The organism is Companilactobacillus pabuli (assembly GCF_014058425.1).
GTDB classification, from domain to species: Bacteria; Bacillota; Bacilli; order Lactobacillales; family Lactobacillaceae; genus Companilactobacillus; species Companilactobacillus pabuli.
The window spans coordinates 1,962,990-1,977,650 of sequence record NZ_CP049366.1 but is presented as its reverse complement, the minus strand read 5'-3'; the positions used below and the strand labels follow the sequence as shown (position 1 = coordinate 1,977,650).

Below are 14,661 nucleotides of genomic sequence, written 5' to 3'. Positions count from 1 at the left end.
AACCAGAATTAAGCATTTCCTTTTGCTTTTTGATCCCTTTTCCAGTCATCTTTGTCATCGTCCCAATGTTCTGACAAGGCGTGTTTTGGTAAAATCAAGTTCAAAATAATACCAACAACTGTAGCTACACCAACACCAGTAAATTGGAAACTGCCGATTTGTAGATAAGCATTACCGATACCGATAACTAGGATAACTGAGGCAATCATCAAATTACGTTTTTCGTTGAAGTCGACTTTGTTATCAACTAGGATTCTCAAACCACTGGATGAAATAACTCCGAATAATACGAAACTGATACCACCGATAACTGGTCCAGGGATTGTTTGAATCAAGGCACTCAATTTACCAATGAATCCAAACAGAGCAGCGAAGACAGCGGCTCCGATAACAACGTAAACACTGAAAATCTTATTAACAGCCATAACACCAATGTTTTCACCATATGATGTTACAGGAGGACCACCTAGAAAGGCGGCAACGATTGAGGCTGTACCATCACCAGCTAGAGTTTTATGAAGACCGGGATCTTTGAAGAAGTCACGACCAGTCAATTCGTCTAGCACCATGATGTGTCCCAAGTGCTCTGCCATCGTTACGAAGGCGATTGGTGCAAAACTCAAGATAGCACCCCAATAAATTTTCTTAGGCATGTAGTTAGCAAACATAACATCAAAAGCTGGTAATTTGAACCAAGGTGTAGAAATAACTTTTGAAAAATCAACGATACCTAAGGCAACGGCTAAAATATAACCACCGACGATACCTAAAAGAATAGCAATATTACTCCAAAATCCTCTCAAAACCATGTTCAAAATAACAGTTAAGAATAAAGTGAACATAGCGACACCAAAGTAAGTTAAATCGTAGTGAGAACCGTTCATCATGGCATTGTTAGCGGCACTTCCGGCAACTGACATACCAATGACGATAACGATTGGTCCAACGACGATAGGTGGTAAAGCTTTGTCGATCCAATCAGAACCAATGAAGCCGACGACCAATGAAACAATCAAGTAAACCATACCAACGGCAATGGTACCTTGGGCGACGCCGGCATAACCAACTGTCTTCATCAAGGAAACCATCGGCACAATGAATGAGAAACTAGAACTCATGTAAGCTGGAATCTTACGATGAGTGATTAAAATATGAATAATTGTTCCAACACCAGAACTAAAAAGAGCAATACTAGGATCTAGTCCAACTAGTAACGGTACCAAAACGGTGGCACCAAACATTGAGAATAAGTGCTGTAAAGATAAAAAGGCCCAGCTGCCTAGTGGTGGTTTTTCGTAGACGTCTAAGACTGCGTCTGGGTTGCGGTACTGCTGATCATTTGTAGCCAAAAGAAACATCTCCCCTAAGTGTATTTTTGCAAAAAAATAGCCCTCTATCCCGTGTATGCGAAATAAAAGACTGAACGTGTTTCCTTATTAGCCTCACGGGACCAATATTTAAAGGACTATATTTGATTGCTTTCACTATAATTGAGTTGCAAAGCAAAGTCAATAATGAAATACTAAAAGAAGTATTTTAAGCGCTACCAAGAAGGAGATATTATGGTCGAATTATACATTGTAAGACATGGAGAAACAGATACTAATTATGAAAATCGTATCAATGGGATGTCTACTGATAAACCCTTAAATGCCAACGGAATTAAGCAAGTTGAAACTTTAGAGAAAAATATCGATATTAATGATTTTGACGAAATTTATTCAAGTCCTTTAAAACGTGCAGCTCAAACCGCTGAAATTTTGAATCAAGGCGTTCACGAAGTTAAATTAGATAAACGTCTTTGTGAAGGTGATTATGGTTCATGGGACGGTGTTAAAGCAAGTGAATTGGAACCTAAGTATCCTGATGCGTTTGATGAAAACCACTATTTAGCACCAAAATATGCCGACTATGCCGAAAATTGTGAACCATTTGAACACGTTTATAAGCGAGTTGATGATTTTTTGAATGATATGGCTAAAAAAGGCGACGAGAAAATCATGGTCGTTTGTCATGGATTCGTTAGTCGTGCCATCATGAAAGAAATTACCGGAATCGAAGATATTTCGCAAATTATCCAACCAGCTAATGCCGGAGTTTCCAAATACATGATTTCCAACAGTGGCAAACGCTACCTCATGTACTATGGACGTGCTAATAATCTTGATTAAGAGGTAAATTATGAGCCTGACTAATAAAGTTCCTCAAAAAGATGTTCAAAAGACTTTCAATAATATAGCTGGCAACTATGACAAACTAAATTCCATTATGAGTTTAGGAACCCATCAAAAATGGCGTAAAATCGCTACAGCAAAGATTGATAATGGACCAGACATGATTCTTGATCTTTGTTGTGGGACAGCCGATTGGACGATTATGTTGGCTCGAAAATATCCACATGCCAAAGTCATTGGATTAGATTTTAGTTCTGAAATGTTAAAGATTGCCCAAACAAAAGTTGCGGCTTCGAATTTAACTAATATTGAATTAATGTCAGGCAATGCGATGGATTTGAATTTTTCTGATAAGCATTTTGATGTGGTAACGATTGGTTTTGGCTTGCGTAATGTACCAGATGCCAATCAAGTGTTGAGTGAAATCTTTCGTATTTTAAAACCTAAGGGGCAATTGATTTGTTTGGAAGCTTTTAAAGTTCAAACACCAGTCATCAAATTAGGTTGGGAAATGTATTTCAATCACTTGATGCCCATGATGGGAAAAATCTTTGCCAAAAGTAAGCCGGAATATCAATATTTGGACGACTCAGTTAATAAGTTCGTTAGTATTAAACAACTAGCTCAAATGATGCAAGATGCGGGCTTTGACGATATTGAAGTCACAAATTTAATGTTGAAGGCTGCCGCAATTCATTCCGCAAGAAAATAGGCACGAAAAAAGAACACCCGGGGAAGGTGTTCTTTTAATTTTTAGGGGATTAAATATATATGTTATAGGGGGGATGAGATGAGATTTCGTATCTCTCATCTACAATTAATACTATACTTAATAAGTGTGAACCAAATATTTTGAAAATGTGAAGAAAATGTGAAGATTAGCTTTTTCATGAAAAAGGCTACATTTATCATGATGTAGCAAGCTAACAATCCAAATCAGGAGTGATCTTTATGTCAAATATTAGAGATGTCGCCAAACTTTCCAAGCACTCGGTCTCGACAGTTTCTCGAGTTATCAATGATCGAGATTATGTTGCTGCCAAAACTAGGGCCGAAATCATTGATGCAATGGAAAAATTAGATTATCATCCTAACGATGTTGCCCGTGCTTTAAGTACTGGTCAAACGCACACCGTTGGAGTTGTTTTGCCGTATATTAGTATTCCATATTTTCAAAAATTAGTCGCTGCTATCACTCGAGTGGCTTTCAAGGAAGATTATCAAGTAATTTTATTGCCATCGGATTATAACGAAGAAAATGAAATCAAATACTTGGAGATGCTAAAGCATCATGCTTTTGATGGAATTATTTTTACTTCCCGAGCTATCTCATTTGAAAAAATTCTCGAATACAAACAGTATGGACCTATCACTTGTTGTGAAGATACCTTCGATTACCCAATTTCTTGCGCTTATACGAATCGGGGCCAGTCATTTATTGATGTTTTCGAAGTGTTGCAGCAACATAATTTTGACCATATCGGCGTTACGGTCAGTCGTAAAGAATCTTCAAGCCAGTCGACCAAATTAATTAAACACGCTTATCGTCAAGTTTTTGATAAGAAAATCGATCAAGACCACGTTTACAATAAAGCTAAAGATTTTAAAGGTGGTAATCTCGGTGCTCAATATTTACTAGAGAAAGATCCTGATTTACAGGTGATTTTTGCTAATAGTGACCAAGTTGCAGCCGGGGTAATTCAACAATTGATCAAAATGAAGAAGAAAATCCCAGTTATCGGTCAGGAAGATTTGGATTACAGCCGTTTGATGGATTTTTCTACGGTTGATCACAAATTGACTGAAATTGGCGAATATGCTTTTTGGTCTATCTTTGAAAAAGACGTTGTGAAGAAGATGATTCCATCAGAATTGATTTTACGTGGAACATTAAATGAAGAATAGGTAAGCAAAAAGGGCATCCTTAATCAGAAAAGGATGCCCTTTTTAGGGGATTTATTTTGTTATAGGGGGGAAGATAAAAGTATAGTCATCTTTTATCAGTTTTTCGTTTGTTACAGGCTTATCAGAAAATAGTTTTAATATTTTTTATTACGTAAAACTTGGATAGCCCTGTTTATAGATAAGTCTTTTTAAATTTTATAAATTCTTAAGTCCTTTTGCAGTATTTTAATACTACATCCCATGAGAGTAGAAAAATTCCACTCTGCATATATCAGTATAGCTTATTTTGTGTATAACTACTACTAGCAGATACCTAAAATACGTAAAAAAACACCTCGGGGAAAGGTGTTTTTTAAATTAGGGGATTAAATATATATATGTTATAGGGGGTGAGAAAAGGGATTTATTACATCTCTCATCTACAATTTATATAGTACTTTATTAATATGAAAAATGTATTTATAAAATGTGAAGAAACTGTGAAGGTGCAATTGTGTCTTTTATTATATAAAAAATAAAAACACTATCTAGTCCGGAATAGCAAAGAAAATTGGCTCAGTAGTGAAATTATTCTTAGCAACTTGTTGCTTAGAATAAGGCCGAGTTTTGAGATTTTGCGCCCTTGGTTCATGCAAAAGCTCAAAATCGTGCCCACTACGTTCCAGCCAAATTTTCTTTGCTATGGAGGACGGCAAGAATCAACAAAAAAAAGCCCGACCATACCGAACAAAATGCAGTAAGTCGGACTTCTCTGAAAAGTCGAAGTTAAATTGATATTTTTAAATTATTAGTCAATATCAATGTGATGTCCTGATTCAACCTTCTTTTCTAGCTTTGGAAGGTTAACTTCTAGAACACCCTTGTCATAAGTAGCTTTGATACTCTTTGAATCAACTGCTGGCAAGTGATATTGTCTCATGTAACGGCCACTTGAACGTTCGCTCATAATCATATCACCGTTCTTATCATTGTGGTCGTTGAAGCTATCACGATGACCACTAATTGTTAGTACATCATTTTCATAATTAATGTCGATATCCTTCTTGTTAAAATCAGGCATATCTACATGAACCTCGTAATCTTTATCAGTTTCTTTAATATCAGTCTTTAATGTTGAATCTTCTGGGAAATTGTTGTCAAATATGGATGGAAAATTGTTCATCCAAGAATCATTGTTGAACCAATTTCTCATTAAATTGTTACGATCCATAATTTCATTTGTCATACTGTGTTACTTCCTTTCCCTTCATTACAAATACATTGTAAGACCCTTTTGGGTGGAAGTTCAAGAATTTAGCACTCTTAATTGTCGAGTGATAAAATTGGCAAAAGATCCATAAATAATAAATAATTTTATGTGATATAATTAACATGAAAAAAAGAGGGTTAGTTAAATGACTAAACTAATTTTGAAACGTATTTACGACAAGGAATTACCAGAAGGCTATCGAGTCTTAGTTGATCGTCTATGGCCACGTGGAATGTCTAAGGTCAGAGCCAAACTTGATCTTTGGGCAAAACAAATTGCCCCGTCAGCGGAATTGAGAAAATGGTTTGGACACGATCCTGAAAAATATACTGAATTCAAGAAGAAATACTTGGAAGAAATTAATCAGAATCCTTATACGCCTGAATTCTTAACGGAAATTAAGTCCGCTTTGCAAGAACAAGATGTTTTGATTTTATACAGTGCTAAAGACGAAGAACACAATGATGCGGTAGTCCTCATGGAATATCTAAATAAAACCATTTAAATATTGTAAATGAGGTTGGCTAACGAAATGGAAGAGTTCGATTTACAGTCTTTATTATCTAGTAACGAGAAATTAATAATTCGCCTGCTGCAGGCATATGCCCAAACTAATGATATAGCAGTCTTTGTTTTGGGAAATGATGACCATTTGCGAGCAGGTATTTTTGGCGTACTTTCAGAAAGCGCTTCCTTGACGCAAAAGGATAAAAAAGCAGATTTGTCAAAATTAAGTATTCATAAATGTAAATATCATATGGAATATGCTGATGCACCAATTCGTATTTCTCAATTGAATCAACGGGTTGGAAAAATTTGTGTAGCCAAGGATACTACTGAAGTCAGCCCTAAAAGACTAGATTTGATGCGTAGATTGAATGACCAAGTGATTTATTTGCGTTCAATGATTGAGGGAATAGCCAAGCTTATTATTGAAAACCGTGGTATTGATGACTTTATTATCAAATACGCATTAGATGTTAATGAAACTATTGATGATTTAGACGATAGTGACGGCAAAGCCTTGCAACAAATTAAGACAATGTCAACGTCAAATGCTTCCATTATTTCCGCAATAGAGTATATTGATAGTAATTTAGATAAAAGATTAACGTTGGATCAAGTTTCGAGTAAAGTTTATTTATCAGATTATTATTTTAGTAAATTGTTTAAGCGAGAGACGGGATTGAGTTTTTCAGTTTACTTGAATGCACGTAAGATTCAAAAAGCGATGCTCTTATTAAAGGAATCTGACAAGAGTATCAATGATATTTCCGATGCTTTAGGTTTCACTAGATTGAGTTATTTTAGTCAAACCTTTAAGAAATATACTGGGGTAGCACCAACGAAATATCGTACCGAGGGTAATAATTAGAATAATTATTAAAAAAAATTGAGGTAATCTTCTGAAATACAAGAGAAGATTGCCTTTTTTTATTAAAAATATTGTAGTAAGATTTAAACTTAGTGTAATTCATTTTACGCAAATTAAGGGGTAAATTTTCATGAAAAATGTCTTTAAAAAGGAATCAGTGGCGACTTATTTAAAAGCTGATTCTAGACTTACCAAGACTCTCGGTGCAAGAGATTTATTATCACTCGGTATCGGAGCAGTTATTGGTACAGGTATCTTTATTTTGCCGGGACATGAAGCAGCGTTACATGCTGGACCGGCAGTTACAGTTGCGTTTTTGATTGCGGCAATTGTTTCCGGATTTGTCGGGATGGCGTATGCAGAATTTTCATCAGCTATGCCTGTAGCTGGCTCGGCTTATTCGTTTGGAGCGGTCATTTATGGTGAAATTATTGGTTGGATTCTTGGCTGGGCTTTGATTTTGGAGTATTTTTTAACGGTTTCTGCTGAAGCAGTTGGCTTTGCTTCGTATTTCAACAACAATATCTTAGGAGCCTTTGGAGTTCACATGCCAAAGTTCTTAGCAGCTGGACCTTTAGAAGGTGGAGTTATTAATATTTCAGCGACGTTGATTGTTTTGTTGATAGCGTTCATTATCTTGCAAGGTGCAAGTTTGTCTAAGAAAGTTGAAAACGTGGCGGTATTGATTAAAGTAGCGATTATTATTTTATTCATTATCGTTGGTGCTTTTTATATCAATACTAAGAATTATGTACCATTCTATCCTAAACAGTTCCACACTGAACCATTTGGAATGGGTGGAATTTCCACTGCTACAGCGACCGTCTTCTTTGCCTTCGTTGGTTTCGATGCTTTAGCGGCTAATTCTGCAGAAACTGTCAATCCCAAAAAAGATGTCGTTCGTGGGGTTTTAGGTACCGTGGTCGTGGCGGTAATTTTGTACGTTGGCTTCTCTTTTGTCTTAACCGGAGTGGTCAACTATAAACAGTTAAACGTCGATGATCCGGCTGCCTATGCTTTGAAAGTAGTTCATTTGGACACTTGGAATAAATTGATCACCATTGGTGCTTTAGTGGGAATTTTCACGTCATTATTAACGATGTTCTTTGGTGGCTCACGTTTAGTTTATGCCTTGGGACGTGATGGTTTGTTGCCAGAGAAGATGGGCGAAGTTGATGAAAAATTCTCTGTGCCTAGAAATGCGGTTTTATTGGCAATGGTTGTTCAAGCCTTCTTTGCTGGATTAGTACCATTGACGGAGTTGACTTCCTTGATCAATGCTGGAACTTTGTTGGCCTTTGTTTTCATTTCGTTTGGAATAATCCCCTTGCGGAAAAGAAAAGATATTCCCAATGATGGATTTAAAATGCCATGGTATCCAGTCTTACCAATCTTGGCCGGACTTGCCAGTATTTATTTCCTATTCATGTTGCCAACGATTTCTAAAATCAGTGTGGGTCTTTGGATCACCATTGGAATCATTGTCTATTTCGTTTACGGATTAAAACACTCAAAATTACAAAGTAAATCACATTAATTAGAAGATAACCGATAGAAGCTTATTCTATCGGTTATTTTTTAAAAGTAAAAATTAGAAAAGTGCACTTTTTATTAGAAAAACTCTTTTTTTAACAAAAATATTGTAGTAGACTTTTTACTTAATTAGTTGCTTTCGAGAGGAAGAATTTTTGTGAAGGATATTTTTAAAAAACAATCAGTAGATAATTATTTAAAAGTAGATGCTAGACTGACCAAAAGTTTAACAGCGAAAGACTTATTAGCCTTAGGAATTGGGGCTATCATCGGAACTGGTATTTTTATTTTGCCAGGACATGAAGCTGCTTTACATGCGGGACCAGCGGTGGCTGTTGCGTTCTTGATTTCCGGTATCGTAGCTGGAGTAGTAGGGATGGCTTATGCAGAATTTGCGGCTGCCATGCCAGTAGCTGGATCAGCGTATTCGTATGGTTCAGTTATTTATGGTGAAGGAATTGGTTGGATTCTCGGTTGGGCCTTGATTTTGGAATACTTCTTGTCGGTATCTGCCCAATCAGTCGGATTTGCATCGTATTTTAACAACAATATCCTCGGGGTTTTCGGAATTCATCTGCCTAAATTTTTATCCGCAGGTCCACTAGAAGGTGGGGGCATCAATCTCTCGGCAGTTTTGATAGTTTTGATAATTGCTTTTGTAATTGCTCACGGAACTAGTCTCTCGAAAAAAGTTGAAAATGTTGCAGTCGTCATCAAAGTCACGATTATTGTTTTGTTTATTTTGGTTGGAGCTTTGTACATCAAAACTAAAAATTACGTTCCATTCTATCCACAAGAATTTCGTACTTCTCCTTTTGGATTAGGTGGTTTATCAACCTCTGCAGCGACAGTCTTCTTTGCCTTCATCGGATTTGATGCTTTGGCTTCTAATTCAGCGGAAACTATCAATCCCAAAAAAGATGTTGCTAAAGGAATCCTAGGTACAGTCTTTATTGCCATTATTTTGTACGTGGCATTCTCGTTAGTTTTGACCGGAATCGTTAACTATAAACAACTAAACGTTGATGATCCGGCGGCCTACGCGTTGAAAGTTATTCATCTAAACACTTGGAATAAACTGATTACCATTGGGGCTTTGGTCGGAATCTTTACCGCCTTAGTGACTCTGTTCTTCGGTGGTTCCAGATTAGTTTATGCTCTAGGACGTGACGGCTTATTGCCAAGCAAGATGGGTGAAGTCGATATGAAATACGCCGTGCCAAAGAATGCGATTATTGTCGCTACAGTCGTACAAGCTTTCTTTGCTGGTTTAGTGCCATTGACTGAATTGACCTCGTTGATCAATGCTGGAACTTTATTGGCTTTTACTTTCATATCATTTGGAATTATTCCCTTGCGCCATCGTAAAGATATCCCTAACAAAGATGGTTATAAGATGCCACTTTATCCAGTTTTGCCAGTTCTAGCCGGATTAGCTAGTTTGTACTTCTTGATAATGTTGCCAAAGCTATCAAAAATTACCGTAGTTATTTGGCTGATAATTGGAGTAATAGTGTACTTTACTTATGGTTTGAAACATTCTAAATTGCAAAAAAAATAGCCTCCAATTGGAAGCTATTTTTTCTTGCTCTTAGGAGCTTTTTGATTGTTGATCATGTGAATTATCAAGGTAACAATGATGGCACCAATTAAGACACCGACGAAGAGTAAGTTGGGAACTTCAATGTCGATAGCAGGAATTGAAAGGAACAACTTGATAGAAATAAATAAAATCAAGAAGTAAGCCATACCGTTCAATTCAGGAATCTTACTCATCAAGCCCATAATTAATTCAGCGATACCTCTCATGGCTAAAATACCAATCATACCACCGATTAAGACGATAACGGGATTACTAGAAATGGCTAGTGAGGCTAAAACAGAATCGATTGAGAAGACGATATCCATCAATTCAATTGAGATAACGACTTGCCAGAATCTAGAAATGTGAAGATGTTTTTCAAGTTTATTTTCTTTTTTAGGTTCTGTCGGAGACTTAACTTTCTTTTTGTTAGTGAAGAAGAAGTGCTTTAAGAACAAATAAAATAGGTAAGCGGCACCGAAAACTTTGATCCACCAGAAGTTAATTAAGTAGACACCGACACCGATAACTAAGAATCTAAAAATGTAGGCACCGAATAATCCGTAGAAAAGGGATTTTTCTTGTTCAACTTTATTCGGCAGCGATTGAGTTTGGGCGGCTAAAACTACCGCATTATCAACGGATAAGATACATTCCATCACTACTAGTGAGAGGATAATTAACCAATCTTCACCTGATTCGATCACAGTTGCCCAGTTGTGAAGGTCGAAGAATGGGCCGTACATATTAACTAGTGCATTCAATCAATATTCCTTGCTTTCATTATTGTTTTTGTTGTGTAAAGCATACCAGATATTTACTGTAAATAACAAATTAATAATTGGGGGGGATTGCGTAAGGATGCCGTCGTCCGCAAAATCCCTGTGATTGGCTGGAGAATGTCGACACCACTTTGAACTACTGCATAAACCAAGTGCGCAGCATTTCAAAGCTGGGTCTTATTCTAAGCGATAAATCGCTAAGAATAATTTGCCGGCTGAGCCATCACAGGAATTTTGCTCCCGACTAGATTCAACTTTTACTTTTTTCACTATCTTTTGGTTTAAAGCTATTCCAGTAGTCATCAGTAGGTTTGACAATGGGATCATCAGGCAAAATATGCATTTCGATTAATTTATCATGGATGACTGCATAGTCTAGTGAGGTTTTCTTTGGCATAGAAAGACTCCTTTCTCGTTCAAGTGACTATGTTGTATTGCTAGCTATATTATAACTATAAATATAAATAAAAAGGTCCTAACAGAACTCAATGAAATGAATTCTACTAGGATCTCTGTATTTTTTTGAAGTAATTAAAAAAAGAACTAAAAATTACTATCTAGTCGGTAGTGAGAGCTCTGGGAAATGCTCAGCCGCCAGATTCTACTTGGCAACTTGTTGCTTAGTAGAAGGCCAATCTTGGAAACAATTCCCGATTTTGGAATTGGTTTCAAGTTGTGCCGGCAGCGTTCCAGCGTTTCCCAGAGCCGAACGGACGACGGCAGTAAAAACTAAGCTGCAGGTACGAATGTAGTGTAGATCAACCAAATATTTAGAATAGTCAATACTACAGCGATGAAGTAACCGATGTACTCGATTAGTTTGTTATTAGCGAATTCGCCCATCAATTCTTTGTTACTTGTAAATTTGATCAATGGGAAAATTGAGAATGGTAAAGCGACACTCAAGAATACTTGTGAGAATGTCAAAAGTGATTCGATTTTTGCTTCGTTACCGTTATAAATAATAGCAAAAGTAATAACTGGGATGATTGACATCAAACGAGTAATTACACGTCTTGCCCAAAGTTTCATCTTCATGTGGACGAAACCTTCCATAACGATTTGACCAGACAAAGTACCAGTAATAGTTGAGTTTTGACCTGATGCCAATAGGGCAATCGCGAACAAAATACTCAAGACAGGACTAGCAACGGCACCGGCAACTTTTGGATCTTGCAAGGCATTGAACAAGTCAACGAAACGTCCAAGGTCACTGTTTGTACCATAGAACAAAGCAGCACCTAGAAGTAATAGTAAAGTATTAACGATGAAAGCCAAAGTTAATTGAATATTTGAATCCCAAGTTGAGAAACGAACGGCTTGATGAACACTCTTAGGGTCTTCACGGTCGTATTTTCTCGCTTGTGAAATTGAAGAATGCAAGTACAAATTATGTGGCATAACTGTCGCACCAACGATACCAAGAGAAATGTAAAGCATACTTTGATTTTGTAGAATTTGTGGGTCGGGAACGAATCCGACTACCATTTGTCCCATATCTGGACGTGCCAAGATAACTTCGTATAGGAAAACGAATAGAATAACCATAATCAAGGCTGCAACGATAGCTTCGATCTTTCTAAAGCCAAGTTTCATCAAGACTAATAGAAGTAAAACATCGAATGCGGTAATGATAACACCCCAGAGTACAGGTATGTTGAAAAGCAATTTCAGCGCGATAGCCGAACCAATAATTTCAGCGATATCAGTCGCCATAATAGCTAATTCAGTGATGATCCAAAGAATAAAACCACCAACTTTAGAAGTTCTATCTCTAGTTAATTGAGCCAAATCTCTTCCGGTCACAATGCCTAGTTTAGCCGCCATGTATTGCAAAAGCATCGCAATCAAACTAGAAATCAAGATAACAGATAGTAATTTGTACTTAAATTGAGCACCACCAGCAATAGATGTTACCCAGTTACCTGGATCCATATAACCCACGGCAACCAAGGCACCAGGACCACTGTATGCTAATAGGGTTTTAAAGAAACCCGCATCAGTTGGAACCTCAACGGTGTCATTAATTTCTTCCAAGGAAGGGCCGTTAGCATAATGAATTAGGCTTTCGTGTTTTTTATTTTTTTCACTCAAGCGTATATCCCCCTTTTTCAATCTCAAGATATAATATCATGTTAGAGAACAACATTAAAGGGTCTAAATAAAATAATTAAGTATCCCTAAAAATAATCGTCAAAAAGCCGTCATAATTGCATTTTTTTGATAATATAGCATGAATATTTTTATGCCAGACGGTTCTTTTTAACAAATAAATCAATGCAAATGATTACATTTTTCTGAAACTATCAATTCATCTTCATGTATTTAATGACTGAGTACGATACAATATAAGTGATAGATTTTGAAAATAAAATATACTTGATTATAATTACTAGAAAAGGGATAAATTTAAATGAGTGTAATACTACTAATAGTTGATGTGATCTTTTTCGTCGGTGCTGTTTTCAATGTTTATTGGCAGTCACAGATTGAAATTAGATCAATTTATAAAATTTCATCATTGATCTTCGCAGCCTTTATCGGTGCATGGTTACTAGTTTCACCAACTGGTCAATTATCTTACATCATCATGGTTGCCTTGTTCATGTTGTTGAATATTATGAATGGTGTCGGTGGAGTCGGAGAAAAGAAAATTGTTCTCAACGGCTTTTATTCAGGTGTGCTCGATTATACTTCCGTCGTTCACGTAACTTTGATTCCAATTGAGATTCAAGGTCGCAAACCTAAAGTAGCAGTGATTTTCAATACAAAAAGACCCCAACAAGTGGAAATGAACTTTAATATTTCCTATAAAGAAATGCAAAAGTATCTTGATAAGAAGTTGTCTAATGAAGTTTCTGTGGAAGTTGGACAAATATAGAAATAGAAGAAAACTCTAAAATTAAAAATGACGTTTATTCAGAAATCTTAATTCACTTTGATTTAGTGGATTGGGTAATCTGAATGGACGTCATTTATTTTAGTAACCGTATCGTATATTTGATAATTGAGTTAATTGTTGTAATTTAGCTTGTTGATCTTTGGTTAATGGAATTTTATTTTTATGAAGTGTGTTAGAAATTGATATATTCATTCGACTTAAAATGAAGGGAACCGCAGATTCTCTTTTTTCTAGTTCATTTTTGAATTCAATTAATACCTCTTGTAAAGGTTGTCTGTTGGCATCGACGTTTAAGCTATTTAGTAGGTCATCAATGATAGAAATTGCTGCATCGCCACGGTCTTTGCCACCAGCAAACCAAGATAGTTTACCCACTGGTTTTGTCATCTCCTTACAATTTATGAAATGATTTTTTGTTAAGGATACTTAATAGTACTTCCAAACTTTAGAGGGATAAATCCATATTGGTAGTATTTATCCAATATTTTTGTATCAACCTTTTTTAATTTTGAATCTACAAAATGAAACAGATTACGATATTCAAGTGGTAATCCGGAAATGCGATTTTTTAGATTCAACGATGGATCAGCTTGTAATAATGATTTTCTCAGTTCAAACATAATTTTATTGCTATCTTCACCATCATTTAATTCTTTGTGAAGATGCGATAATTCTTTTTTGGTTTCATTATATTTTGGGTTTGTTACTTGTTGATAAGCTATTTCTATCATATTAGAAAGTTCTTCACGCATGTTATTCGTATTTTCCCCCCCTATAGTCGATTAAAGAAATCAGATTTGGTGTTGAAACTTGAATAATAGAGCCCAGTATTACCGGATTTTTGGGCGATTACGGCAATCTTATCAATCAATTGTTCTTGATCTTTTGGGAAATAGATTTTTCCTGCAGGTCCCATACTATAAATAAAAGTTGTCAGTTTGCTGAGTAATCTTTCAGGATATTTATTATTGTCGATTGTTTTATTTACTTGAACTAGAACATCAGAAATATCTCTTAATTCCAACTTTTGTTGAAAATCGTCTCTATTAATAATCAAATCATTTAATGAACTAATAAGTGATTTTGCTTCTTTGATTTCGTTTTCTCTGTCAATTTTTTTCATCAGTATTCTCCCTCGCTAAATGTAATGAATCTCCAC

General features: G+C 36.1%; 16 protein-coding genes. 8 read left to right on the top strand and 8 right to left on the bottom strand.

Annotated elements, in window-relative coordinates:
* Nucleotides 1-8: 8 nt before the first annotated feature.
* Nucleotides 9-1,358, bottom strand: a complete 1,350-nt coding sequence (locus G6534_RS09650) for a uracil-xanthine permease family protein (protein WP_182082670.1) — start codon at nucleotides 1,356-1,358, stop codon at nucleotides 9-11.
* A 204-nt stretch (nucleotides 1,359-1,562) separates the two neighbouring features.
* Between G6534_RS09650 and G6534_RS09645 the strand changes: the two genes are divergently transcribed.
* The 3 genes from G6534_RS09645 (at nucleotide 1,563) to G6534_RS09635 (ending at nucleotide 4,079) form a co-directional block, all read left to right on the top strand.
* On the top strand, nucleotides 1,563-2,171 hold the full coding sequence (locus tag G6534_RS09645; protein ID WP_182082669.1) for a histidine phosphatase family protein: 609 nt from the start codon (nucleotides 1,563-1,565) through the stop codon (nucleotides 2,169-2,171).
* Between the two features lie 10 nt (nucleotides 2,172-2,181).
* Entirely contained in the window at nucleotides 2,182-2,886 is a 705-nt protein-coding gene (ubiE, locus tag G6534_RS09640; protein WP_182082668.1) for a bifunctional demethylmenaquinone methyltransferase/2-methoxy-6-polyprenyl-1,4-benzoquinol methylase UbiE, read from the top strand.
* Between the two features lie 239 nt (nucleotides 2,887-3,125).
* The gene (locus tag G6534_RS09635) at nucleotides 3,126-4,079 is read left to right on the top strand and encodes a LacI family DNA-binding transcriptional regulator (RefSeq protein WP_182082667.1); all 954 of its coding nucleotides are present in this window, start codon (nucleotides 3,126-3,128) and stop codon (nucleotides 4,077-4,079) included.
* A 787-nt stretch (nucleotides 4,080-4,866) separates the two neighbouring features.
* Here G6534_RS09635 and G6534_RS09630 read toward each other — a convergent pair.
* Nucleotides 4,867-5,304 carry an Hsp20/alpha crystallin family protein gene (locus G6534_RS09630; RefSeq protein ID WP_059074943.1) on the bottom strand — a complete coding sequence of 146 codons (438 nt, stop codon included), beginning with the start codon at nucleotides 5,302-5,304 and terminating at the stop codon, nucleotides 4,867-4,869.
* Nucleotides 5,305-5,473: 169 nt separating this feature from the next.
* Here G6534_RS09630 and G6534_RS09625 point away from each other — a divergent pair, with 169 nt between their 5' ends.
* The 4 genes from G6534_RS09625 to G6534_RS09610 all read left to right on the top strand — a co-directional run bounded on the left by G6534_RS09625 (nucleotide 5,474) and on the right by G6534_RS09610 (nucleotide 9,797).
* Entirely contained in the window at nucleotides 5,474-5,833 is a 360-nt protein-coding gene (locus G6534_RS09625; RefSeq protein WP_182082666.1) for a DUF488 domain-containing protein, read from the top strand.
* Between the two features lie 27 nt (nucleotides 5,834-5,860).
* Nucleotides 5,861-6,703 carry a helix-turn-helix transcriptional regulator gene (locus G6534_RS09620; protein WP_238788892.1) on the top strand — a complete coding sequence of 281 codons (843 nt, stop codon included), beginning with the start codon at nucleotides 5,861-5,863 and terminating at the stop codon, nucleotides 6,701-6,703.
* 130 nt (nucleotides 6,704-6,833) lie between these two features.
* Nucleotides 6,834-8,240: an APC family permease gene (locus G6534_RS09615; RefSeq protein ID WP_182082665.1), complete on the top strand. Its 1,407-nt coding sequence runs from the start codon at nucleotides 6,834-6,836 to the stop codon at nucleotides 8,238-8,240.
* A gap of 153 nt (nucleotides 8,241-8,393) precedes the next feature.
* The gene (locus tag G6534_RS09610; protein ID WP_182082664.1) at nucleotides 8,394-9,797 is read left to right on the top strand and encodes an APC family permease; all 1,404 of its coding nucleotides are present in this window, start codon (nucleotides 8,394-8,396) and stop codon (nucleotides 9,795-9,797) included.
* A 14-nt stretch (nucleotides 9,798-9,811) separates the two neighbouring features.
* Here the strand turns inward: G6534_RS09610 and G6534_RS09605 are convergent, their stop codons facing one another.
* The 3 genes from G6534_RS09605 to G6534_RS09595 all read right to left on the bottom strand — a co-directional run bounded on the left by G6534_RS09605 (nucleotide 9,812) and on the right by G6534_RS09595 (nucleotide 12,694).
* On the bottom strand, nucleotides 9,812-10,582 hold the full coding sequence (locus tag G6534_RS09605) for a TerC family protein (protein ID WP_119317111.1): 771 nt from the start codon (nucleotides 10,580-10,582) through the stop codon (nucleotides 9,812-9,814).
* 268 nt (nucleotides 10,583-10,850) lie between these two features.
* Nucleotides 10,851-10,997: a prevent-host-death family antitoxin gene (locus tag G6534_RS09600; protein ID WP_182082663.1), complete on the bottom strand. Its 147-nt coding sequence runs from the start codon at nucleotides 10,995-10,997 to the stop codon at nucleotides 10,851-10,853.
* Nucleotides 10,998-11,329: 332 nt separating this feature from the next.
* Entirely contained in the window at nucleotides 11,330-12,694 is a 1,365-nt protein-coding gene (locus G6534_RS09595; RefSeq protein WP_182082662.1) for an Nramp family divalent metal transporter, read from the bottom strand.
* A 319-nt stretch (nucleotides 12,695-13,013) separates the two neighbouring features.
* Between G6534_RS09595 and G6534_RS09590 the strand changes: the two genes are divergently transcribed.
* Entirely contained in the window at nucleotides 13,014-13,481 is a 468-nt protein-coding gene (locus tag G6534_RS09590; RefSeq protein ID WP_182082661.1) for a hypothetical protein, read from the top strand.
* Nucleotides 13,482-13,580: 99 nt separating this feature from the next.
* Here the strand turns inward: G6534_RS09590 and G6534_RS09585 are convergent, their stop codons facing one another.
* Genes G6534_RS09585 through G6534_RS09575 form a run of 3 tightly spaced genes read right to left on the bottom strand, consistent with a single transcriptional unit; the run spans nucleotide 13,581 to nucleotide 14,625 of the window.
* Nucleotides 13,581-13,877 (bottom strand): bacteriocin immunity protein, encoded by a 297-nt coding sequence (locus tag G6534_RS09585; protein WP_182082660.1) that lies wholly within the window; start codon nucleotides 13,875-13,877, stop codon nucleotides 13,581-13,583.
* 41 nt (nucleotides 13,878-13,918) lie between these two features.
* Nucleotides 13,919-14,254 (bottom strand): hypothetical protein, encoded by a 336-nt coding sequence (locus tag G6534_RS09580; RefSeq protein ID WP_182082659.1) that lies wholly within the window; start codon nucleotides 14,252-14,254, stop codon nucleotides 13,919-13,921.
* Nucleotides 14,255-14,274: 20 nt separating this feature from the next.
* Nucleotides 14,275-14,625 (bottom strand): bacteriocin immunity protein, encoded by a 351-nt coding sequence (locus tag G6534_RS09575; RefSeq protein WP_182082658.1) that lies wholly within the window; start codon nucleotides 14,623-14,625, stop codon nucleotides 14,275-14,277.
* Nucleotides 14,626-14,661 lie beyond the last annotated feature (36 nt).

Excerpts from the sequence above, each read along its gene's own strand:
- G6534_RS09650 (WP_182082670.1), bottom strand. The coding sequence starts at position 1,358 with ATGTTTCTTTTGGCTACAAATGATCAGCAGTACCGCAACCCAGACGCA.
- G6534_RS09645 (WP_182082669.1), top strand. The coding sequence starts at position 1,563 with ATGGTCGAATTATACATTGTAAGACATGGAGAAACAGATACTAATTAT.
- ubiE (WP_182082668.1), top strand. The coding sequence starts at position 2,182 with ATGAGCCTGACTAATAAAGTTCCTCAAAAAGATGTTCAAAAGACTTTC.
- G6534_RS09635 (WP_182082667.1), top strand. The coding sequence starts at position 3,126 with ATGTCAAATATTAGAGATGTCGCCAAACTTTCCAAGCACTCGGTCTCG.
- G6534_RS09630 (WP_059074943.1), bottom strand. The coding sequence starts at position 5,304 with ATGACAAATGAAATTATGGATCGTAACAATTTAATGAGAAATTGGTTC.
- G6534_RS09625 (WP_182082666.1), top strand. The coding sequence starts at position 5,474 with ATGACTAAACTAATTTTGAAACGTATTTACGACAAGGAATTACCAGAA.
- G6534_RS09620 (WP_238788892.1), top strand. The coding sequence starts at position 5,861 with ATGGAAGAGTTCGATTTACAGTCTTTATTATCTAGTAACGAGAAATTA.
- G6534_RS09615 (WP_182082665.1), top strand. The coding sequence starts at position 6,834 with ATGAAAAATGTCTTTAAAAAGGAATCAGTGGCGACTTATTTAAAAGCT.
- G6534_RS09600 (WP_182082663.1), bottom strand. The coding sequence starts at position 10,997 with ATGCCAAAGAAAACCTCACTAGACTATGCAGTCATCCATGATAAATTA.
- G6534_RS09590 (WP_182082661.1), top strand. The coding sequence starts at position 13,014 with ATGAGTGTAATACTACTAATAGTTGATGTGATCTTTTTCGTCGGTGCT.
- G6534_RS09580 (WP_182082659.1), bottom strand. The coding sequence starts at position 14,254 with ATGCGTGAAGAACTTTCTAATATGATAGAAATAGCTTATCAACAAGTA.
- G6534_RS09575 (WP_182082658.1), bottom strand. The coding sequence starts at position 14,625 with ATGAAAAAAATTGACAGAGAAAACGAAATCAAAGAAGCAAAATCACTT.